Source organism: Solibacillus sp. FSL K6-1554, from assembly GCF_038005185.1.
GTDB classification, from domain to species: domain Bacteria; phylum Bacillota; class Bacilli; order Bacillales_A; family Planococcaceae; genus Solibacillus; species Solibacillus silvestris.
Window position 1 is genome coordinate 904,725 of the sequence record NZ_JBBOSS010000001.1, and the last position, 22,135, is coordinate 926,859.

General features: G+C 38.4%; 21 protein-coding genes. 15 read left to right on the forward strand and 6 right to left on the reverse strand.

What is annotated here, in order from left to right; all coding sequences use genetic code 11:
• The first annotated feature begins 17 nt into the window (after nt 1–17).
• From MHB58_RS04300 to MHB58_RS04315, 4 genes are all read left to right on the forward strand, one after another.
• The gene (locus MHB58_RS04300) at nt 18–1,397 is read left to right on the forward strand and encodes a dihydrolipoamide acetyltransferase family protein (RefSeq protein WP_340734758.1); all 1,380 of its coding nucleotides are present in this window, start codon (nt 18–20) and stop codon (nt 1,395–1,397) included.
• A gap of 4 nt (nt 1,398–1,401) precedes the next feature.
• A complete protein-coding gene (gene lpdA, locus MHB58_RS04305) occupies nt 1,402–2,814 on the forward strand; it encodes a dihydrolipoyl dehydrogenase (protein ID WP_008403464.1) in 1,413 nt (470 codons plus the stop codon).
• 580 nt (nt 2,815–3,394) lie between these two features.
• A complete protein-coding gene (locus MHB58_RS04310; protein WP_340734759.1) occupies nt 3,395–3,808 on the forward strand; it encodes a CidA/LrgA family protein in 414 nt (137 codons plus the stop codon).
• A complete protein-coding gene (locus tag MHB58_RS04315) occupies nt 3,771–4,460 on the forward strand; it encodes an LrgB family protein (protein WP_087615512.1) in 690 nt (229 codons plus the stop codon). The genes MHB58_RS04310 and MHB58_RS04315 overlap by 38 nt, the downstream gene beginning before the upstream one ends.
• A 34-nt stretch (nt 4,461–4,494) precedes the next feature.
• Here MHB58_RS04315 and MHB58_RS04320 read toward each other — a convergent pair whose 3' ends face one another.
• Nucleotides 4,495–5,964, reverse strand: a complete 1,470-nt coding sequence (locus MHB58_RS04320; protein WP_008403458.1) for an aminotransferase class I/II-fold pyridoxal phosphate-dependent enzyme — start codon at nt 5,962–5,964, stop codon at nt 4,495–4,497.
• 126 nt (nt 5,965–6,090) lie between these two features.
• Between MHB58_RS04320 and MHB58_RS04325 the strand changes: the two genes are divergently transcribed.
• Nucleotides 6,091–7,050 carry an NAD(P)H-dependent flavin oxidoreductase gene (locus MHB58_RS04325; RefSeq protein WP_008403457.1) on the forward strand — a complete coding sequence of 320 codons (960 nt, stop codon included), beginning with the start codon at nt 6,091–6,093 and terminating at the stop codon, nt 7,048–7,050.
• Between the two features lie 23 nt (nt 7,051–7,073).
• A complete protein-coding gene (locus MHB58_RS04330; RefSeq protein WP_014824564.1) occupies nt 7,074–7,346 on the forward strand; it encodes a UPF0223 family protein in 273 nt (90 codons plus the stop codon).
• Between the two features lie 201 nt (nt 7,347–7,547).
• On the opposite strand, the gene MHB58_RS04335 is transcribed toward MHB58_RS04330, so the two are convergent.
• The gene (locus MHB58_RS04335) at nt 7,548–8,171 is read right to left on the reverse strand and encodes a YktB family protein (RefSeq protein ID WP_014824563.1); all 624 of its coding nucleotides are present in this window, start codon (nt 8,169–8,171) and stop codon (nt 7,548–7,550) included.
• Nucleotides 8,172–8,347: 176 nt separating this feature from the next.
• Here MHB58_RS04335 and MHB58_RS04340 point away from each other — a divergent pair, with 176 nt between their 5' ends.
• Together MHB58_RS04340 and MHB58_RS04345 are read left to right on the forward strand one after the other, a co-directional pair.
• Entirely contained in the window at nt 8,348–8,545 is a 198-nt protein-coding gene (locus tag MHB58_RS04340) for a hypothetical protein (RefSeq protein WP_008403454.1), read from the forward strand.
• Nucleotides 8,546–8,686: 141 nt separating this feature from the next.
• Nucleotides 8,687–9,481: an inositol monophosphatase family protein gene (locus MHB58_RS04345; RefSeq protein WP_065216482.1), complete on the forward strand. Its 795-nt coding sequence runs from the start codon at nt 8,687–8,689 to the stop codon at nt 9,479–9,481.
• Nucleotides 9,482–9,518: 37 nt separating this feature from the next.
• On the opposite strand, the gene MHB58_RS04350 is transcribed toward MHB58_RS04345, so the two are convergent.
• Complete coding sequence (locus tag MHB58_RS04350; RefSeq protein WP_008403452.1) at nt 9,519–9,734, reverse strand: DUF5325 family protein; 216 nt, start codon at nt 9,732–9,734, stop codon at nt 9,519–9,521.
• A 128-nt stretch (nt 9,735–9,862) separates the two neighbouring features.
• Between MHB58_RS04350 and typA the strand changes: the two genes are divergently transcribed.
• The 3 genes from typA to MHB58_RS04365 all read left to right on the forward strand — a co-directional run bounded on the left by typA (nt 9,863) and on the right by MHB58_RS04365 (nt 12,901).
• The gene (gene typA, locus MHB58_RS04355) at nt 9,863–11,713 is read left to right on the forward strand and encodes a translational GTPase TypA (RefSeq protein WP_008403451.1); all 1,851 of its coding nucleotides are present in this window, start codon (nt 9,863–9,865) and stop codon (nt 11,711–11,713) included.
• Nucleotides 11,714–11,737: 24 nt separating this feature from the next.
• Complete coding sequence (locus MHB58_RS04360) at nt 11,738–12,136, forward strand: YlaH-like family protein (RefSeq protein ID WP_008403450.1); 399 nt, start codon at nt 11,738–11,740, stop codon at nt 12,134–12,136.
• Between the two features lie 126 nt (nt 12,137–12,262).
• Complete coding sequence (locus MHB58_RS04365) at nt 12,263–12,901, forward strand: fucose permease (protein ID WP_340734760.1); 639 nt, start codon at nt 12,263–12,265, stop codon at nt 12,899–12,901.
• A 39-nt stretch (nt 12,902–12,940) separates the two neighbouring features.
• Here MHB58_RS04365 and MHB58_RS04370 read toward each other — a convergent pair whose 3' ends face one another.
• Together MHB58_RS04370 and MHB58_RS04375 are read right to left on the reverse strand one after the other, a co-directional pair.
• Nucleotides 12,941–13,144 carry a YlaI family protein gene (locus tag MHB58_RS04370; RefSeq protein ID WP_008403448.1) on the reverse strand — a complete coding sequence of 68 codons (204 nt, stop codon included), beginning with the start codon at nt 13,142–13,144 and terminating at the stop codon, nt 12,941–12,943.
• A 12-nt stretch (nt 13,145–13,156) separates the two neighbouring features.
• Entirely contained in the window at nt 13,157–13,657 is a 501-nt protein-coding gene (locus tag MHB58_RS04375; RefSeq protein ID WP_008403447.1) for a hypothetical protein, read from the reverse strand.
• Between the two features lie 170 nt (nt 13,658–13,827).
• Here MHB58_RS04375 and MHB58_RS04380 point away from each other — a divergent pair, with 170 nt between their 5' ends.
• The 3 genes from MHB58_RS04380 (at nt 13,828) to pyc (ending at nt 18,795) form a co-directional block, all read left to right on the forward strand.
• A complete protein-coding gene (locus tag MHB58_RS04380) occupies nt 13,828–14,109 on the forward strand; it encodes a YlaN family protein (RefSeq protein WP_008403446.1) in 282 nt (93 codons plus the stop codon).
• 61 nt (nt 14,110–14,170) lie between these two features.
• Nucleotides 14,171–15,343, forward strand: a complete 1,173-nt coding sequence (locus MHB58_RS04385) for an FtsW/RodA/SpoVE family cell cycle protein (protein WP_008403445.1) — start codon at nt 14,171–14,173, stop codon at nt 15,341–15,343.
• A gap of 17 nt (nt 15,344–15,360) precedes the next feature.
• Nucleotides 15,361–18,795 (forward strand): pyruvate carboxylase, encoded by a 3,435-nt coding sequence (gene pyc / locus MHB58_RS04390; RefSeq protein ID WP_340734761.1) that lies wholly within the window; start codon nt 15,361–15,363, stop codon nt 18,793–18,795.
• A 438-nt stretch (nt 18,796–19,233) separates the two neighbouring features.
• On the opposite strand, the gene MHB58_RS04395 is transcribed toward pyc, so the two are convergent.
• Complete coding sequence (locus MHB58_RS04395) at nt 19,234–20,145, reverse strand: COX15/CtaA family protein (RefSeq protein WP_340734762.1); 912 nt, start codon at nt 20,143–20,145, stop codon at nt 19,234–19,236.
• A gap of 893 nt (nt 20,146–21,038) precedes the next feature.
• On the opposite strand from MHB58_RS04395, the gene coxB reads away from it, so the two are divergent.
• Nucleotides 21,039–22,106 (forward strand): cytochrome c oxidase subunit II, encoded by a 1,068-nt coding sequence (gene coxB / locus MHB58_RS04400; RefSeq protein ID WP_008403442.1) that lies wholly within the window; start codon nt 21,039–21,041, stop codon nt 22,104–22,106.
• Nucleotides 22,107–22,135: the final 29 nt, after the last annotated feature.

Here is a 22,135-nt window from a genome sequence, read left to right on the forward strand (position 1 = left end):
AATTGAGGGTGAGATAAATGGCATTTACGTTTCGTTTACCAGATATCGGAGAAGGTATTCATGAAGGTGAAATCGTCAAATGGTTCGTTAAACCTGGCGATCAAGTAAAAGAAGACGATATTTTAGCAGAAGTTCAAAATGATAAAGCAGTCGTAGAAATTCCGTCACCAGTTGATGGTACAGTAGAAGAAATTTTCGTAGAAGAAGGAACGGTGGCGATTGTCGGGGATGCCTTAATACGCTTTGATGCACCAGGCTATGAAGATTTAAAACTAAAAGGTGATGACCACCACGAATCAAATGAATCAAATAAAACAGAAGCACAAGTACAGTCTACTGCTGAGGCTGGCCAAGATGTGAAAAAGGAAGAAACTAAATCGGATATAAATGCAGATACTGCTCAGCCGGAAGCTCCAGCTGAAACGGAAAAAGCTGCATCACCATCTGAATCAGAAACTTCAGGCAAACGCATTATCGCAATGCCTTCTGTACGTAAGTATGCTCGTGAAAAAGGTGTCGAGATTCAGCAAGTTTCTGGCACAGGCAAAAATGGCCGTGTGCTTAAAGAAGATATTGAAAGCTTCCTAAATGGAGGTCAACAGTCTGCTTCTGAAACAGAAGAAGTGAAAGAGACACAAGCAGAAGAAAAACAAGCAGCAACAAAACAAGCTGCACCAGTTGCACTTGAAGGGGAATTCCCTGAAACACGCGAAAAAATGAGCGGTATCCGCAAGGCAATTGCAAAAGCGATGGTTCATTCAAAACATACGGCTCCGCACGTAACGTTAATGGATGAAGTGGACGTAACAGAACTTGTTGCACACCGTAAGCAATTCAAAGATATTGCAGCAGAGCAAGGTGTTAAATTAACGTTTTTACCGTACGTTGTGAAAGCTTTAATCTCGACTTTGCGTAAATATCCTGAATTTAACCGTTCACTGGATGATGCAACACAAGAAATTATTCAAAAACATTACTATAATATTGGTATTGCAGCTGACACAGAAAGAGGTTTATTAGTTCCTGTTCTTAAGCATGCTGATCGTAAATCTGTATTCGGCTTATCACAGGAAATTAATGAATTGGCTGTAAAAGCACGTGATGGTAAGCTAGCACCGCATGAAATGAAGGGTGCGTCAATGTCGATTTCAAATATCGGTTCAGCTGGTGGACAATGGTTCACACCGGTAATTAACCATCCTGAAGTAGCGATCTTAGGAATTGGTCGTATTTCAGAGAAACCAGTAATAAAAAATGGTGAAATTGTAGCAGCACATGTGTTAGCATTATCATTGAGCTTTGATCATCGAATGATCGATGGAGCGACTGCACAAAACGCTTTAAATCATTTAAAACGTTTATTAAGTGAGCCGCAACTATTATTAATGGAGGCGTAAAAAAATGGTAGTAGGAGATTTTCCAATCGAACTAGATACTCTTGTAGTAGGTTCTGGCCCTGGTGGCTATGTAGCAGCAATTCGTGCAGCACAAACAGGTCAAAAAGTAACAATCGTTGAACGTGGAGCATTAGGTGGGGTATGTTTAAATGTAGGTTGTATCCCTTCAAAAGCTTTAATTTCTGTAGGTCACCGCTTTGAAAATGCCCAACATTCGGATGATATGGGTATTACTGCATCTGAAGTGAAATTAGACTGGTCTAAAGCACAAGCATTTAAAGACGGCGTTGTTAAAAAATTAGTTGGCGGCGTTGAAGGCTTATTAAAAGGAAACAAAGTAGATATCGTAAAAGGTGAAGCATACTTCGTGGATGCAAACACTGTACGTGTTATCGACGGCGATAATGCTCAAACTTATACATTCAAAAATGCTATTTTAGCAACAGGATCCCGTCCAATCGAAATCCCAACATTTAAATTTACTAAGCGTGTAGTAAGCTCAACTGGTGCGTTATCATTCCCTGAAGTACCAGGTAAATTAGTAGTTATCGGTGGCGGTTACATCGGTACTGAGCTTGGTTCTGCTTATGCTAACTTAGGTTCTCAAGTAACAATTATCGAAGGCGGTAAAGATATTTTAGCTGGCTTCGAAAAACAAATGACGCAAATCGTTAAAAAAGGTCTTAAGAAAAAGGGCGTTGAAGTTGTAGTAAACGCATCTGCTAAAGGCGTAGAAGAAAACGAAAACGGCGTTATCGTTACTTATGAAGCAGGTGGCGAAGAAAAAACTGTTGAAGCAGATTACGTATTAGTAACTGTAGGTCGTCGTCCGAATACGGATGAAATGGGCTTAGAAGAAGTAGGTATTAAATTCGCAGAACGCGGATTATTGGAAGTAGACAAACAAGGTCGTACTTCAGTATCGAACATTTATGCAATCGGTGATATCGTTGCAGGTCCACAACTTGCTCATAAAGCTTCTTATGAAGGTAAAGTTGCTGCAGAAGCAATCGCTGGTGAACCATCAGTAGTTGACTACTTAGCAATTCCAGCAGTATGCTTCACTGATCCAGAAATGGCAACTGTAGGCTACTCTGAAGAGCAAGCAAAAGCGGAAGGTTTAGAAGTGAAAGCTGCTAAATTCCCATTCGCTGCAAACGGTCGTGCATTAGCATTAAACGAAACAGAAGGCTTCGTGAAACTAGTAGCACGTAAAGAAGACGGCTTATTAGTCGGTGCTCAAATCGTTGGTGTTGGCGCTTCTGATATGATCGCTGAAATGGCAACTGCTATTGAAGGCGGCATGACTGCAGAAGATATCGCATTAACTATCCATGCTCACCCAACTTTAGGTGAAATTACAATGGAAGCTGCTGAAGTTTTACTAGGCAACCCAATCCATATTGTAACTAAATAATTTTATAAAATGCACTGCCCATTATCAAATGGGCAGTGTTTTTTGATGGTATGAATAATGTGAGGTTCTTACAAGGAAAAAAGCTTTATAGAGGCTAGAAAATAATTTCCCTGCGTTTATTACTCAAGGTTTTTATATTGTGAAAAATGGTTAAATATAACCGGAAGAACGTTTGAAAAGTTAAATGGAGGGGCAAACAGAGCATTTTGCCATAATTAATTTAGATATATTAATAAGAAAACTGCTGGAAGTGCAAAAAGAAAATTTTACAAAAGACTCTTATGAGTTGTTACAGCGCGTCATATGCGATGCTAACAATATTAAGTCTAATTAATATAGGGCAAGCTTGTGACGACCTGATAATAGCCGCCAGGATACTTCAAACAAAGTCTTTAATAATGGAATCGCTTCCGGATATTTTAATTGAAAACTGCTGAACGAAACTATCTTGTATAAATTTTAACAAGGTAGCTTTTGACGTTTCTTTTAAAAGAAATGACCAAATTATAGTAGGAAAATAAAATAGACAGAAATTTCTAATGGACGTACAATTAATACTGTGTAAAGGGGGGGTTAGCTGATGGAGATTATCCGTACTATCGTTCAAATTGGTATTATCATTTTGTTTTATCTCGCTGGAGAATTTATTGTTTCGATTACTGGTATTATTATACCGGGAAGTATTATCGGGTTAGTAATATTATGGCTTGCTCTTTACTTTAAAATTTTAAATGTGAAATACATACAAGATGGTGCCGGTTTTATGTTAGCGTTTTTAACATTGTTTTTTATCCCTTCAACAGTGGCAGTCATCAATTATCCGGAACTGCTTACGGTTTCAGGAGGGCTATTCATTTTAGCTGTTATTATCAGTACAATTTTTGCGCTCGTCATTACAGGAAAAATCAGCAAGTTAATAGAAAGAAAAGAGCGCAAAATGAAGGAGGAAGAGAATATTGCTGCATCTACTGTTAATTCTATTCATCATAAGTAGCACCGTTCTTCTTTTTATATTACTGAATAGACTGTACTTGAAAGTGGGTAACCCATTTTTATTGCCTATTTTAACGGCGACTATTATTACAGTCATTATTTTACTAGTATTTAATATTCCTTATGAGACATACATGGAGGGGGGAGAGTGGATATCCAAAATGCTTGGTCCGGCTGTTGTAGCGCTCGCATTTCCTTTATACAATCAGCGGGAACTTATATTTAAATACAAATATTCTATTATTACAAGCATCATTGTGGCAATGCTTGCTGGTCTTATTAGCGTTGTAGCTTTACTTTTACTATTTGGGGCAAGCAAAGACTTTATCCTCACTTCTTTACCTAAATCATTAACAACGCCCGTTGCGATGCAAGTAAGTGATATTGTTGGGGGGATACCGCCGCTCACTGCTGTAATGGTAATGGTAGCAGGGTTTACGGGTGCTATTTTAGGACCTGTACTATTTAAATTATTTAAAATTGATACGGCGATCAGTCGAGGGGTCGCTATGGGAAGTGCTTCACATGGTGTCGGATTGACAAAATTAAAGGAGTATAGTGAAGAAGATTTATCGATTGGCTCCCTGTCTATGGGGCTCAGTGCAGTTGTAGGGGCTTTCATTATTCCCCTTATTTCGATTTATTTATTTTAAAAAAGACAGACAGCATAGCTGTCTGTCGGTAATATTAATAAATCGCTTTACGCTCTTTAATAACACGAATATTTTGTAATGTACTATCTTCAGGACCTTGAACAGGAAGACCTGCTTCAATATTCATCTTAATAAAATCTATGTTGCTTTGCGTAATTATTTCCCCGGGAATAAAAATTGGGATGCCCGGTGGATACACCATAATAAATTCTGCGCAAATATACCCTTCTGCCTGGGATAGGGGAATACTTTCTGTTTGCGCATAAAATGCATCGCGCGGTGTCATGGCAAGAGCAGGAATTTCAGGTATTTGAACATTTGTTTCAATAACCGATGCTTCCGATTCGAAATTTTTCGACATACGTGTCAAAGCATTTATAAGTAAATTAATTTCTTTTTTCGAATCTCCGATTGTTACTAAGCATAAAATATTGTATAGATCGGACAACTCTACTTCTAAGTTGGCGTTTTGACGTAACCATTCTTCTGCAACATGTCCGGTAATACCTAAATCTTTAACGCTAATTAACAGCTTTAACGGATCCATATCGAATGTAGCAGAAGTTCCGAGTCTTTCGCGTCCTACACAATGTAGATGCGGAATTGCGTTAATTCGTTTACGGGCATCCTTTGCCAAGCGGATTGCTTCATCCAATAAATCATATCCGTGGACAGCAAGCTGGCGGCGTGCCGTATCTAAAGACGCCAGTAATGGATAGGAAGTCGATGTTGTTGTAAGCATTGAGAATACAGCCTGTACGCGTTTGGCTGTTACAAGGCCTTCTCTAACGTTTAATACAGAACTGCCTGTCATCGAGCCTCCAAGCTTATGTGTGCTCGTAGCGGCCATGTCTGCACCGGCTTGCATTGCGGATAGCGGCAATTCATCATGAAATTTAATATGAACGCCATGCGCTTCATCCACGATTACTGGAATATTACGTGCATGTACAATTTCGACAATGCGTTTTAAATCTGCAACAAAACCAAAATATGTCGGGTTGATGACAAGTACGGCTTTTGCATCTGGATATGTCGTCAAAGCGCGCTCAACCGACTCAGGTGAAATACCGTGAGAAATGCCGAGCTCACTGTCAACTTCCGGATGAATAAAAATAGGAATAGCACCTGCAAAAACAATTGCTGACATAATTGACTTATGTACATTCCGCGGTACTATAATTTTATCGCCTGGGCCAACGACAGTCATAATCATCGTCATAATGGCGCCACTAGTACCTTGCACGGAAAAAAATGTATGGTCAGCACCAAAGGCTTCAGCAGCAAGGTTTTGTGCTTGCATAATCACACCTTTAGGAGCGTGTAAATCATCTAGTGGAGCAATATTAATTAAATCAATTGATAAAACGTTGTCGCCTACAAATTCTCTGTAAGCTGGATCCATACCTTGCCCTTTTTTATGGCCTGGGATATGGAACTGGATAGGGTGTCTGTTGCGATGCTTAAGTAATGCATCAAACAAAGGAGTCTCTAACTGTGACAACGCAGGTACCACCTCACTATATAGTATTTTTTAAAAACAAATGAATTATAGCACCTATTAAAGTTGCTGACTATATAAATATTTTAATCAACTGAATTGACAGTTATTATTTTAGGAGGAATAACAATGAAATGGCAAACAAAAGTAACTGAATTACTGCAAATTAATTATCCGATTATTCAGGGCGGATTGGCATACCTGGCTTATTCTGAGCTTGCTGCAGCGGTTTCAAATGCAGGAGCCTTAGGGCAGATTACAGCGATGAGCCTATCGTCACCGGATGCGCTAAAGGAAGAAATAAAAAAAGTAAGAGAAATGACAGATCGACCATTTGGAGTAAACTTTGCGATTGGGATGCATGGAAAAGGTTACGAAAAAATGATCGAGGTGGCTGGTGAAATGGATGTGCCCGTAGTTACAATAACGGGAGGAAACCCTGCACCGATATTCGACATATTAAAAGACGCATCATGTAAAAAACTCGTACTTGTCGCTGCGAAACGACAGGCCCAAAAAGCTGAACAACTGGGAGCGGATGCAGTAATGGTTGTTGGGCAAGAAGGAGGCGGTCATTTAGGAAGAGATGACGTCGGAACTATGGTGCTAGTACCACAAGTTGTCGATAGCGTATCGATTCCGGTTATCGCTTCAGGAGGAATTGGAGACGGTCGTGGATGGATGGCTGCACATGCATTAGGGGCTGAAGGAATTGAAATGGGGACACGCTTTATTGCAACAAAAGAATGTGTACATGCTTCTCTAGCATATAAGCAAGCGCTGATTGAAAGCGAAGAAACAGATACAACAATTATTAAACGGTCGATTGGTGCACCTGCCCGAGTAATCCGCAATGCATTCACAAATGAAATTTTAGGAGTGGAACAAAAAACGCCTACTTATGAAGCATTGAAATCATATATTAGCGGTGAAGCAAACAAAAAATTCATTTACGATGGAGATGCAACTAAAGGTTTTGGATGGGCTGGCCAAGTAACGGGATTAATTCAAGATGTACCATCAGTGGAAGAATTAATTCAGCGTATGGTTGTACAAGCGGAAAAAATCCGTTTAAAATGGGGACAGTAATGATTAAAGGCAGGTAATAACTTATGGAATATTCATACCCATTATCGACGGACTGGTCAACAGATGAAATGGTTGATGTCGTACGCTTTTTTGAAGTGGTGGAAATGGCATACGAAAAAGGGGCAAAGCGTGAATTAGTCATGGCGCGCTACAAACGTTTTAAAGAGATTGTACCTTCCCAGGCGGAAGAAAAAACAATCTTCCGTGAATTCGAGCAGGCAAGCTCATATGTACCATACCGCATCGTGAAGCTGGCAAAGGAATTATCGGACGGTCAAATTGTAAGAATGAAATAAAAACGCTGTGACAGAAATAGAAAGTTATTGGATAAGGTAACACACTTATAAAAGAAACGAATTTTCGGTACAGCAGAAAGCAGCATTTTCTCACAGAGAAAATGCTGCTTTTCTTTTTAAAGATGAAACTTTTATAAATTATTTTTAAATTGTTGGAATGTTTAGCAGTCTTTTGTACATATTAATAATAAATGGTTGCAATTAACCTTTGATGATTTCATAAACAGGGAGAAGCTCATCAAATGTTTGTTCAGCCAACTGCAAAAATTGTTCTGCAGACATTTTAATTGCCTCATCTGCAGGTATACGACGCCCAACAAGAAATTCTCCTTTTTTTACATCACGCAGGCGTATAAGGAGCTGTTCAAGCTTTTCGGTGCGCGCTTCTTTTAAAGAGATTGTATCTGGTTGCATATGATCTCCGGAAAGTACGTAATCATCGGATAAATCTTTAATCACTTGCATATTTTTCAGTAAGCGCTGTGCCATTTCCTGTTTTTGAGGCGCTTCATAAATCACTGCAACAACGATGAAAAGATGCGTACCCCATAATCCAATCTGGAAATGCGGCAAAGCTTTATAACCACGCTTATAAGGAGCGAACGCAACCCAGGAGTCTTTTGGAGGGTTTACAGTACGGCGGGCATGTTTAGCTACATGACCGAAAAATTCTTCTCCTGTTTGTGCACTGAAATACCCTGTAAACGTTTCTGAAAGCTCATTAAACTTTGGGCGAATAATAGTTGTTAAAGCTTCCATACGTTCATCTAGGCCGTCAATATCAAATACTTGAAAGTCTTCTTTAGTCCATTTGACAATACTCATTTTTTTAATTCCTTTCGATTTAATGTTTATTTTATTAATTTTTTGGGAAAAAATCTTGTAATAGAAACTTTATACCAATGGAAAATATCAGTGACGAGGCTATAAGTCTTAAGGAATTGCTCATATTATCCAGGTTGGTTAAAGTCTGAAAAATTATGATAAGGAAGTGATTTATTATGAAACAGATGATTAAGATTATACGCAAAGTTGATATTGAAAAGCAATACGAAGAGATTTTAATGTTGGAAATGGATTACGAACTTGCAACACTCTACGCTGCGATGAATGACAAAAATCAATCTGAAATTGATAAATCTAAAAAACGCTTAACAGAAATTCAAGAGGAATTAAAAGGTCTACATGCATATGCGTAACAAAAAAATGTTTCCAAAATAAAAAATCACTTGCCGACGTAAGAAAGCAAGTGATTTTTTGTTATAATAAGGATACTTTAGAAAATGCTCAACATATTTACATAAATAAACTAGTGATTGTTGTCGGAAGGTGGATGAACGATGGATATAAAACAACTGGATGAATTTGCAAAAGAAATTATTTTTGAAGCAGGGAAAAATATTCGAGCAGCATTTTCCTATAATATTGAAATTGAAACAAAGTCGAATCCCAATGATTTAGTAACGAATATAGATCGGGAGACAGAATTATTTTTCATTGAAAAAATAAAGGCATTTAATCCGGACCATCGTATTTTAGGTGAAGAAGGAATGGGCGAAACGGTTGACAATTTGAAAGGTGTTGTATGGATTATCGATCCGATTGACGGGACGATGAACTTTGTGAAGCAGCATCGTCACTTTATGATTACGATTGGTATTTATGTCGATGGTGTCGGAGTGTTAGGCTACATATTTGATGTAATGCGAGAAGATTTATTTAATGCGATTGCCGGTGTAGGTGCATGGTATAATGATTCTCCATTGCGCAAATTGCAGCCGGTGAAAATCGAAGAGGCGGTAATCGGCATTAATGCAAATTGGGTTACACCGAATACTCGCATCAATCACGAAAAAATTATCGAACTTGTTCAAACGGTGCGCGGTACACGTTCTTACGGTTCGGCTGCGATGGAAATAGCTTTTGTTGTAAGCGGAAAGCTGGATGCCTATATGTCCATGCGTCTTGCACCTTGGGATATCGGCGGGGGAGTGATCATTGCAAAAGAGGTTGGGGCGGTTGCCACAAACTTGGACGGCAAAGATTTCGATTATTTATCGAAGGATACATTCCTAATTGCCAATCCTTCAATTCATCAATTAATCTTGGATAAATATATTGAAGAAAAAAAATAAAAACTTCGGTGCATTATTGCACCGAAGTTTTTATTTTCTATAATAAACCTTGATCTCTGAATTTACGTTTTGTCTTAAATGCCATCCCGAAAATTCCACACATTACGATAACACCTAAAATAACACCGATCCAGCCGGTTGTTTCATACTTTGGCCCTGTCATAAAAACAAGTGAAAAGGCAAATCCAATGCTAATCATTGAAAGAATTGCCGCTAATGCGTAAATAAACATCACAAATTTTGCTTTATTCATCGTTCGTACCTCCATATACTTTTTATATGTGACAATAAATGTAATTAATTATTGTGAAAAGACATTTAATCTTTCATGTGCTATAATATCACAGTTAAACAATTGAAAAAAGAATATGGAGTGGAATAATGACAAATTTACGTCAAGATATTCGTAATATCGCAATTATTGCTCACGTTGACCATGGTAAAACAACGTTAGTAGACCAATTATTAAAACAATCAGGTACTTTCCGTTCAAATGAACGTGTAGAAGAACGTGCAATGGATTCTGGTGATATAGAGCGTGAACGTGGAATTACAATTTTAGCTAAAAATACAGCAGTAGATTATAACGGTACTCGTATCAACATCCTTGATACGCCTGGACACGCAGACTTCGGTGGAGAAGTAGAACGTATCTTAAAAATGGTAGATGGCGTTTGTTTAGTTGTCGATGCGTATGAGGGTTGTATGCCGCAAACACGTTTTGTATTAAAGAAAGCGTTAGAACAACGCTTAACACCAATCGTTGTAGTAAACAAAGTAGATAAAGACTCAGCTCGTCCACTAGAAGTAGTAGATGAAGTATTAGAGTTATTAATCGAGCTAGGTGCAGATGAAGATCAATTAGATTTCCCAGTTGTTTATGCTTCTGGTGTAAATGGTACAGCATCTTTAGATCCAGACCCAGCAAATCAAGAAGAAAACATGACTTGCCTATTCGAGAAAATCATTGAATCAATTCCAGCACCAATTGATAACTCGGATGAGCCTTTACAATTCCAAGTAGCATTACTTGACTATAATGACTTCGTTGGTCGTATCGGTATCGGTCGCGTATTCCGCGGTAAAATTTCTGTAGGTCAACAAGTTTCTCTGATGAAATTAGATGGCACAGTGAAAAACTTCCGTGTAACAAAAATCTTTGGTTTCTTCGGTCTTAAGCGTGAAGAAATCGAAACAGCTATTGCTGGTGACTTAATCGCGGTTTCAGGAATGGAAGATATCAACGTTGGTGAAACAGTTTGTCCAATTGATCATCAAGAAGCGTTAACACCATTACGTATTGATGAGCCAACATTACAAATGACATTCTTAGTAAACAACTCACCATTCGCAGGTCGCGAAGGGAAATGGGTAACTTCTCGTAAAATTGAAGAGCGTTTACTTGCACAATTACAAACAGATGTATCTCTACGCGTAGAAGATACAGATTCTCCAGATGCATGGACAGTTTCGGGTCGTGGTGAGCTTCACTTATCGATTTTAATCGAAAACATGCGTCGAGAAGGTTATGAACTACAAGTATCTAAACCACAAGTAATCATCCGTAACATCGATGGCGTAAAATCTGAGCCAATCGAACGCGTTCAAATCGACGTACCAGAAGATTCTGTAGGTTCTATCATTGAATCAATCGGTACTCGTAAAGGTGAAATGTTAGATATGATAAACAACGGATCAGGACAAGTTCGTTTAATCTTTAACGTACCAGCACGTGGTTTAATCGGTTATACAACTGAGTTCATGTCTATCACAAAAGGTTTTGGTATGATGAACCATACATTCGATCACTACGCTCCAGTAGTAGCAGGTAAAGTTGGCGGCCGTCACCAAGGTGTATTAGTATCTATGGAAAACGGTAAAGCAACAACTTACGGTATGATGGGTGTAGAAGATCGCGGTACATTATTCATTGAGCCAGGTACTGAAGTATACGAAGGTATGATCGTTGGTGAAAATACACGTGATGCTGATATTACTGTAAACATTACAAAACAAAAACAAAAAACAAATATCCGTTCGGCGAACAAAGACCAAACGAATGTTATTAAAAAGCCTCGTATTTTATCACTTGAAGAAGCATTAGAATACTTAGGTGATGATGAGTATTTAGAAGTAACTCCAGAATCAATCCGTTTACGTAAACAGATCCTTGATAAAGGTGAACGTGAACGTGTTGCTAAAAAGAAAAAGAACGCTGAGTTAGAAGCTTAATTGGCGTCATTAAGGAAAGGTTGAATGATGTTGAATATGATGGCTGTGTTTGGTAGCTATTTTAATTTAGTATTACTGGCAACTGTATCTACAAATGAAAGTGATTACGTGTTTAATCGTATGTCCGGAATTACAAGATATTTATACGAAAATTTACCTAGCTACGAAATAGCTGGCTATGCAACATTTGTTCTTGTATTCCTTATGTCGGCAATTGTATATAAACTAGGCTTTGCAAAAAAACTTTCATTCGGCAGAAATGTCATCATTTATACGTTCCTGTTTTTAGGATGTATGGTATTAACATTTTTGGCCCTATTCTTACCGATGATTGAAGGTTTAATTGTAGCTGCGTTAATTCTGATCGTCTATAAATCACGTTTATGGCGTGAAAAACGAGAAGAAGCGAAACAAATAAATTAATAGAGAGGGGAGTGTGTTAATTTGGACACATTCCCCTCTTTTTTTAAGACAATTTAATTGAAAACGCTTTATTCGGAGCGTTATAATTCATAACTGGGGATAATAACTAAAATGGAGTAGAGGAAAATGCATCTTACTAAAAAGCAGATCTTTATCATTGTTGGGTTAGCGCTAATTATTATATCTTGCGTTATTTTTATACCTGCAGTATTATCAGCAAAAAATGAAGATAATGCAGCAGCGGAATTAAGTGAAATTTATAATGACCAATTTGTTGTTACAAAGTCTACGGCACCTGCAATCGGGGACGATTTTGAAGTGACGGTCCAATCGGAAACTTCAAAAACAGTGTATGATTTTGATGTAAAAGACGGTAAATATTTTGGAGAATATTATGGTGAAAATGTAAATATGCAAGTAAATGAACTGATTCAACCGATCGTTGGGGAAGAGATATTAGTGATGTCAAATGTATTCCAGAAAGACTTGGAAGAAGAGACAGCACTTGAAGATGTGAAAGCGGAGAAAGCTACTGTGCACTTATTAGTGGACGAAGAAATTTCAGAAGCAACAGCACAGCAAATTGCAGATGCTTTAAAATCACACTTTGGCGAAATTCCAGTAACTGTTGAAGCATATGTCGTTGACGAAGAACGAGTTTTTGAAGGGGTAAAAACAGAAGTATTAAACTTCTTCCAGTTAAGCAAAATTAACGGAAAAAGCTTTGTCGACTTTAAATTCCACGAACAGTCTTTTGAATATTAATAAAAATGCGACGAGCTCTTTTAATGAGCCCGTCGCATTTTAAAATTCTTCATCAAATTTTGATGATGTTCGGAAAAAGCGGAATTTTCCTGTTGCTATTCTTGTATGTGTGTTTTCGGAAATACGTTCCGAACATTCTGTGCACATAAAAGTATGGATGGGACGATTGCGTAATTTTTTCGCTAAAGGTAAATCGTTTGGTAGTTCATGTAGTGTATCGCAAATGACACATTTTACACGCATGACGAAATCCTCCTATTGAATACGAATCGCACGCACATTTTTTATTGGATTTTCTACATTTGAACCATCAGCAAATAGCACATGTACTGGTCCATCTTCCAAAAGAGGTTTGCCATCCTGGCTGAATTTTAAAATGAAAGTTTCAGCCTGTTGTAATGGAAAAGCAAATTCCTCGCCTGTTGTACATTCAAAAACAACTTCATTTGCACTATCAGCAATTTCGGCATTTTTCAGAAATGGTTTAATTTCCATTCCGAATGTACCTGTCATCATGCCTTTACGGTCAAACTTACGTTCAGTTTTTAATGTAGGCGGAAATACTGCACCTTCCATAATTTCACGCGACCAGTGTGCGCCCATCTCACGTAAATACTTTTCGTTATTTTCTTCAACTTTTTCTGAAACAAAATATGTATTCAGATCTAGTTTACGATCATCAAAAATCCATACAGTAGGATCTAATGTTAGTTCAAATTTAACCGCGCCTTTAATTGGAATGATTGTTTCGGTCATTTTTCAGTCCCCCTTCACTATGTTCCTTCATAATTATAACGCGATTCCTCATAGAAAGAAATATAATTGAATTGAATGTAAAACATACAAAGACACTTGCATTTTTGAATGTAAAAAGATACACTTTACTAAGATAGAATCGAAGAAATATCATAGATGGGGGCGTCCTCATGGATACGAAAGCACAAGCTTCCTTTCAGGAAAAAGCATTAGAGCTGTTAACTGCGGATGCAGATAAAATTGCTCGATTAATTCGCGTACAAATGGATAATCTGACAATGCCATCTTGTCCGTTATATGAAGAGGTTTTAGATACACAAATGTTTGGTTTATCGCGTGAAATTGAATTTGCCGCGAAACTCGGGCTGATCGAACGTGAACAAGGCAAGCAAATTCTCGATTCGTTAGAGAAAGAGCTTTCTTTACTACATGATGCGTATACAGACAAATAAAAGAAAACTCAAACGCAACAATGCGGTTTGAGTTTTTTTTTTCAAAGATGAGGTTTTTAACATGAAACAATATTTTAAAAATTATTTTCGCAATTTTGATTATGGATTGTTGTTCGTTTACATTTTGTTAATGTTATTTGGACTTGTCATGATCTACAGTTCGAGTATTTGGGTATCTATTATTCAATATGATGCAAATCCGAACTTTTATTATAATCGCCAGCTCGTCAATATAATTTTAGCGTTAATTTTGTTTACGGTCGCTGTCATTACGCCCTATAAAAGATTATCCAATAAATCTATATTAGGTCTTTTGCTGGCAGTTATGTTTATACTAGAGTTATGGCTTTTAATAGCCGGTAATAGTGTTAACGGTTCTAGAAGTTGGATCAGCCTGTTCGGCCTTATGAATTTCCAGCCGTCCGAATTTGCCAAACTCTTTATTATTATTTTCTTTGCGGGAACTTTTTACCGTAAAAGTGTGAACCGTGGTTCGATGCAGCTATTAACATTTGATGATGTGTCGTATCCTCTGGGCATGTGGCTATTTATCGTACTTGTTGTCGGTTTTGAAACTGATTTAGGTGCACTTGTTATTATTGTTGCTATTGCACTTGTTGTCGTTATTACGAGCGGACTTAGAGGTAAGACGCTCGGCAGAATTTTTGGACTGCTCTCTGCTCTAGGGGTTGTCGGAATGATCGGAATCTTAATTTTCAAATGGGACACGGTTTTTAACGCAAGTCGGAGAGGCCGGATTACTTCCTATTTAGATCCTTTCAGTGATCCGCTTAATTCCGGGTATCATGTTGTCAACGGCTATTATGCAATCGGAGCAGGGGGCTTGGAAGGTCGAGGGCTCGGTCAGTCGATTCAAAAGCTGGGATATGTACCTGAACCGCAAACCGATTTCATTATGGCGATTATTGCCGAAGAGTTAGGGATTTTTGGTGTATCAATTGTTATTCTTGGTTTAGGCTTTATTGTGATGCGCGGTTATTATATCGCGATGTCAACAAAAGATCCGCTTGCACGAATGTTAGCGGCGGGCATTTCTACATGGATAGGATTACAGACTTTTATTAATTTAGGTGGATTATCGGGACTTATCCCGTTAACCGGAGTAACGCTACCTTTCATTAGCTATGGCGGTACTTCTATATTATTGCTCTCAGTGGCAATGGGGATACTTATTAATGTATCCACACATCACAAATTGGAAAAAAGAAAGTAATTGGGGGTTAAGGAGAAATGAAGTCGATTCAAAAGATTTTAGTTGCAAACCGTGGCGAAATCGCCATCCGTATTTTACGCGCCTGTAATGAGTTACATATTAAAACAGTGGCAATTTATTCTCGTGAAGATAGCGGATCTTATCACCGTTATAAAGCAGACGAGGCATATATCGTTGGCGTAGGGAAAAAACCGATTGATGCTTATTTGGATATTGAAGGCATCATTAAGATTGCAAAAGAGGCCAACGTGGATGCGATTCATCCTGGCTACGGTTTTTTATCTGAAAATGTTGATTTCGCGCGTCGTTGTGAAGAAGAAGGTATTCAATTTATTGGACCGACTTCAAAGCATCTTGATATGTTTGGTGACAAAGTAAAAGCGCGTGAACAGGCAGTTTCTGCACAAATACCGGTTATTCCTGGTACGGATGGTCCTGTAGCAAACTTGCAGGAAGTAGAACAGTTTAGTGATTCATATGGTTTTCCGATCATGATTAAAGCGGCTCTTGGCGGTGGCGGACGTGGAATGCGTTTAGTTAATTCCAAAGAAGAACTGCAATCGGCTTATGAGCGTGCAAAATCTGAAGCGAAAGCCGCATTTGGCTCGGATGAAGTATATGTAGAGAAGGCGATTATTAAGCCGAAGCATATTGAAGTACAAATTATCGGGGATACACACGGTAATATTGTCCATCTCTATGAACGGGATTGTTCGATTCAACGTCGTCATCAAAAGGTTGTGGAAATTGCACCGTCAAATTCCATTTCCGAACAGCTCCGTAATGATATTTGTGATGCGGCTGTGAAGTTGATGAAAAATGTCGGCTATATTAATGCAGGGACTGTCGAGTTTTTAGTTGCAGACAATCAATTTTATTTCATCGAAGTAAATCCGCGTATTCAAGTTGAACATACGATTACGGAAATGATTACCGGTCTTGATATTGTGCATGCACAAATTAAAGTTGCAGAAGGACTTGACCTTCATTCAAAAGAAGTAGGAATTCCTGCGCAAGACAAAATTCCGCTGTTCGGTTACGCAATTCAGTCTCGTGTTACAACGGAAGACCCTGCGAATGACTTTATGCCGGATACAGGGAAATTAATGGTATACCGTTCAAGTGGCGGCTTTGGTGTTCGTCTGGACGCAGGAAATGGCTTCCAGGGTGCTGTTGTCACTCCATACTATGATTCCTTGCTTGTGAAAATCTCGACTTGGGGAATGACGTTTGAAGAAGCTGCGGCGAAGATGGACCGTAACTTACGTGAATTCCGTATTCGAGGTGTGAAAACGAATATTCCGTTTTTGGGAAATGTTGTCTTACATGAAAAATTCATAAAAGGCGAATTTGATACAAGCTTTATCGATACGACACCTGAATTGTTTGAATTCCCGGAACGTAAAGACCGTGGAACGAAACTATTAAACTATATCGGGAATGTCACATTAAATGGATTCCCAGGTGTTGAAAAACGTACAAAGCCTATTTTTGTACAGCCAGATAAGCCAAAATTAGATATTCTTATTCCTTCTCCAGCAGGCACAAAACAAATTCTTGATGCGCAGGGTGCAGATGGACTTGTGAAATGGATTAAAGAACAAGAAGATGTTTTACTGACAGACACGACATTCCGTGATGCCCATCAATCATTGCTTGCAACGCGTGTACGTACGCAGGATATGCTTGAAATTGCAGACGAAACTTCCCGTTTAATGCATGACTATTTCTCGCTTGAAATGTGGGGTGGGGCAACGTTTGATGTTGCATACCGTTTCTTAAGTGAAAATCCTTGGGACCGTTTGGAAAAACTTAGAAAGAAAATTCCGAATGTTCTGTTTCAAATGCTGTTACGCGGAGCGAATGCGGTGGGTTATACGAACTATCCAGATAATCTGATTCGTGAATTTATTCAGGAATCCGCTTCTTCAGGTGTGGACGTTTTCCGAATTTTCGACTCGCTTAACTGGATTAAAGGAATGGAAGTAGCAATCGATGAAGTACGCAATAGCGGAAAAGTGGCGGAAGCGGCAATCTGTTACACTGGCGATATTTTAGATGACAGCCGAGCGAAATATACGGTTCAATACTACAAAGATATGGCACGTGAACTAGAGGCGACGGGCGCACATATTTTAGCAATTAAAGATATGGCGGGACTATTGAAACCACAAGCTGCATACCGACTTATTTCCGAGCTGAAAGATGCGACTAGTCTGCCAATCCACTTGCATACACATGATACGAGCGGTAACGGAATTTTCTTATATGCGAAAGCAATTGAAGCGGGTGTTGATATTATAGATACAGCACTAGGTTCAATGGCTGGTTTAACATCACAGCCAAGCGCAAACTCATTGTACTATGCAATGAAAGGTTCTGAACGTAATGTACGTGGAGATATCGAAAGCCTGGAAAAATTGTCGTACTACTGGGAAGATGTTCGTAAATATTACGTTGATTTCGAAAGTGGCATGAATGCACCACATTCTGAAATTTATGTACATGAAATGCCTGGCGGTCAATACAGCAACCTGCAGCAACAAGCAAAAGCAGTCGGTTTAGGCGATCGATGGGATGAAGTAAAGACAATGTATTCCCGTGTAAATCTAATGTTCGGTGATATTGTAAAAGTGACACCGTCATCTAAAGTCGTAGGGGATATGGCGTTGTTTATGGTACAAAATGATTTAACGGAAGACAATATTGTTGAGCGTGGACAAACAATTGATTTCCCTGAATCTGTTATTGAATTTTTCCAAGGTTATTTAGGACAGCCGCATGGCGGATTCCCGGAAGAAATTCAAAAAGTTGTCTTGAAGGATCGTACGCCTATTACGGTTCGCCCAGGAGAATTATTGCCGCCTGTTGATTTTGATCAGCTGACAGCAGAATTGACTGAAAAGTATGGACGAGCACCATCTAAACAAGACGTATTGGCCTATGCGCTTTACCCGAAAGTATTTGAGCAATATATTGATGCTGTAAATGCATTCGGCGATGTTTCTGTACTCGATACGCCTACATTCTTCTATGGATTGAAAATTGGCGAAGAAATTGAAGTAGAAATCGAAAAAGGTAAGACACTGATTGTTAAGCTCGTATCAATCGGAGAACCACAGCATGACGGAACACGTATTATTTATTTTGAACTGAATGGCCAATCTCGTGAACTGGTAATTCAAGACTTAACGGTTGAAGTTGACGGCAGCATTGCTTTGAAAGCCGATCCGTCCAACCCGAACCAAATTGGTGCAACAATGCCGGGTACTGTTCTAAAAGTCGTTGTTAATAAAGGAAGCACAGTAAAACGTGGAGAGCATTTATTAATTACTGAAGCGATGAAAATGGAAACAACAGTACAAGCGCCGAAAGACGGTATTGTAAAAGAAATCTATGCAAAAGCAGGAGATGCCATTTCGACAGGTGATCTGCTAATTGAATTAGAATAAGGTTAGAACATAATTAGTCCATTCAGCAGAACGAGAAATTGCACTATGCATTTTCTCGTTTTATGCATTTAAATATTTGGGAGTATACGTGAAAGGAAATATCATTTTTGAAGTAATTATTACGTAATGAAAATTTATATACTTGAAATTATGCAAGGTTCATTTTAAATAGAAAGATGATTTTTGTTCGTAGTGAAGGCGGCTAGTGCAACTGCCGGCTTCGCCTTTCGTTGCAGAGCGAAGCGGATTCGGAATAGTCACTCAACAGCTTCCTAGGGGACAAGCACGTGGGGGAGTGTACAGGCTCCACCCGTGCCCCCTGGAAAGCGTCCGCCGTAGCGGAAAACAATATATTCAACAGATAAAAATAAGACGTCCTAAACTTTAGAATTCAAAATTTGGGACGTCTTTTAATTTAAGATAATTTAATATAGGGTTTTATTTCGACCTTGAAACTAGCATAATCAAATAACATAATAAACCGAATAGAAGTGTTATTAATAACGAGTGCATTAATGAAACGAATAAGTGAAGTTTTAACAGGACTACGAGCATGCCTGCAATCACTTGTAAAATAACAAGTGAAAGGGCGATTGTCCAGCCCCAGAAAATTATCCGCTGATTTTTGTAGTTTCTGATAACATGGATAGCAATATAGGCAATCCAAATAACAAAGATTAACACTGCAAAACGGTGCCCCATCTGAACCCACTCATACATATTGTACGGCATCGTCATTGGCTGATCGTTACGGCAGAACGGCCAGTCCGGACAAACAAGACTAGCATCGGTATGACGTACAAGAGCCCCTGTATAAACAACTACATATGAATATAAAGTAACGCAAATAGTATGTATTCTTAATTTCCTGCTCATGTACAATCGATCGGCATCAAATTTTTTGTCGACTTCAAATACAATCAAGGTAAGCAGCAGTACAGCTGCAAATGAGATTAATGAAATTCCGAAATGTAACGCTAAAATAAAGTCACCTTGTCCCCATAATACTTGGGCAGCTCCAATGAGTGCCTGAAGAGCAAGAAAGAACAATGCCAAAAATCCTAAGAGCTTAACTTCACGAATATGGCCTAGTGCGCGCCATGTCCAAATAACAAGAATAAGTATAAAAATGGATACTGACCCTGTTACAAGACGGTGAGAAAATTCTATTAATACTTCGGTAGTAATTTCTTTCGGTATTAATGAGCCGTTGCAGTCCGGCCAGTTTCTACCACAGCCCAATCCGCTGTCAGTCTTTGTAACTAGTGCTCCACCTTGAAGGATGAGCAACATGCCGAGGGTAGATAAAACAGCAAACCATTTTAAAAATTTGTAATATTTTTGATGCATAAAATGAGCTCACCTACTTTAATTTTCGCTTCGCTACAAAGAGCGTCTCTAATTTTAGATAATAGCGAAAATATCTGAAAAATACAACCGTATTAAGGATTGGATTGTAAACGCAACCATTTTTTCACAAATTGTTCATAAATTCGTCTCCTTGCATTCACAAATATTGGCAAAAAATACATTACTATATAGTTGTTGATGTGGATTTCTGCATGTTTCGTCAAGTTTGAGATGAAGTAGTTTGAAATTTCATGAAACGTCTAGAAATCCTATCCAAATTTAGATATAGTTATGGTAACGGAATATGCTTACAAATTTGAAAGGAGAAGTAAGTTATTGGACTCTTTTACCAAAACCCGTCGAACTATGTATAATTTTAGCACAATTATTCTTTAAGTTTTCTTGCACTTATAAAGATTGAGATTGGTACTTCACATTAATGAAAACTTAAAGAAGAATTGAAGAATTCTAGAATTTTGCTTATTTTTCTAGCAAAATAGTTTAAACTATGAGTTAGTAGTGAAATGGGATATAAGTAAAAATGTCTCAATAATTGAAAAATCCTACTTGTTTCGTAAGCGGATTTTTGTAACCGATAGCAGCGACTGCTGTCAGCATGTGAGGACTAATAATTTTCTAAGCCATATCATTTAAGCGAAACTTTACTCAAATATCTTAGAATTTTTCCAATCGATCTGGAATTTTCGTTAATAGATTGGAAGAACAGGAGACTAATCAGTATTTGAATATAAAGTGAAGCAGCGATTATGGGCGGCTAATAAAATCGGGATTCTTTCCAGTATGGTATTGCACTGTACAAGAATTCACATAGACATAACCGCAGTCCTGGTTACACATTAAAATACAACAAAGAAAGAGGGGTTTATTAAGCTATGATGAAAGGGCTTAAAAAATGGCGTTTATTCTCGTTATTAACAGTAATGACAGTATTCCTTTCAGCATGTGGTGAAGAGTATATTTCGACGCTTCGTCCATCTGGTCAAGTCGGTAAAGAGCAATTAAACATCTTATATTTATCCATAGCTATTATGGCATTAGTCGTAATTGTCGTATCGACAATTTATTTAGTTGCTTTCTTTAAATTCCGCCGTTCAAAAGTTGGCGAAGACCATATGCCGAAGCAAGTGGAAGGAAGCCATACTTTAGAGGTGATTTGGACAGTTATTCCGATTATTTTACTACTTATCTTAGCTGTTCCAACACTGCACTATACGTATAAATTTTCAAATGTTGCTGCAATGGACAAAGTAGACGAAAGCGGTAACAATACAGCACTTACAGTAAATGTTACGGCAAAATTATACTGGTGGGAATTTGAATATCCAAACCAAGGAATTATTACAGCACAGGAACTGGTTGTTCCTACAGGAGAAAAAGTATACTTCAACTTAATCGCATCTGATGTGAAGCACTCATTCTGGATTCCGGCTATTGGCGGAAAAATGGATACGAACGTTGATGGTATCAACAAATTCTATTTACAGTTTGATAGAGAATCAGCCGGGTTAAACGATGGTGAAGGCGTATTCTACGGAAAATGTGCGGAGTTATGTGGTCCTTCACATGCTTTAATGGACTTCAAAGTAAAAGCACTTGAGCCGGAAGCGTTTAACGCGTGGGTAACAGCAATGCAGGCTACTGAAGGTGCTACAGCGGATAAAGAGTCATCTAATTTAGGTGAAGCGACATTTGCCAACTCTTGCTTAGGATGTCACGCAGTATCCGGAGTTGCAGGTAATGGATTAGGTCCTAACTTAACAACTTTCGGCGATCGTAACCGTGTTGCCGGTTACATGGAGCATACAGTAGAAAACACGGCAAACTGGATTTATTTACCTTCTGAATACAAACCAGGTAATACAATGCCGGATAAACTTGTGACAGAAGAAGAAGCACAAGCGATTGCTGACTATTTAATGACATTATCAGTTGAAAAGTAATTATATATTAGAGAGAAACATTGAAGGAG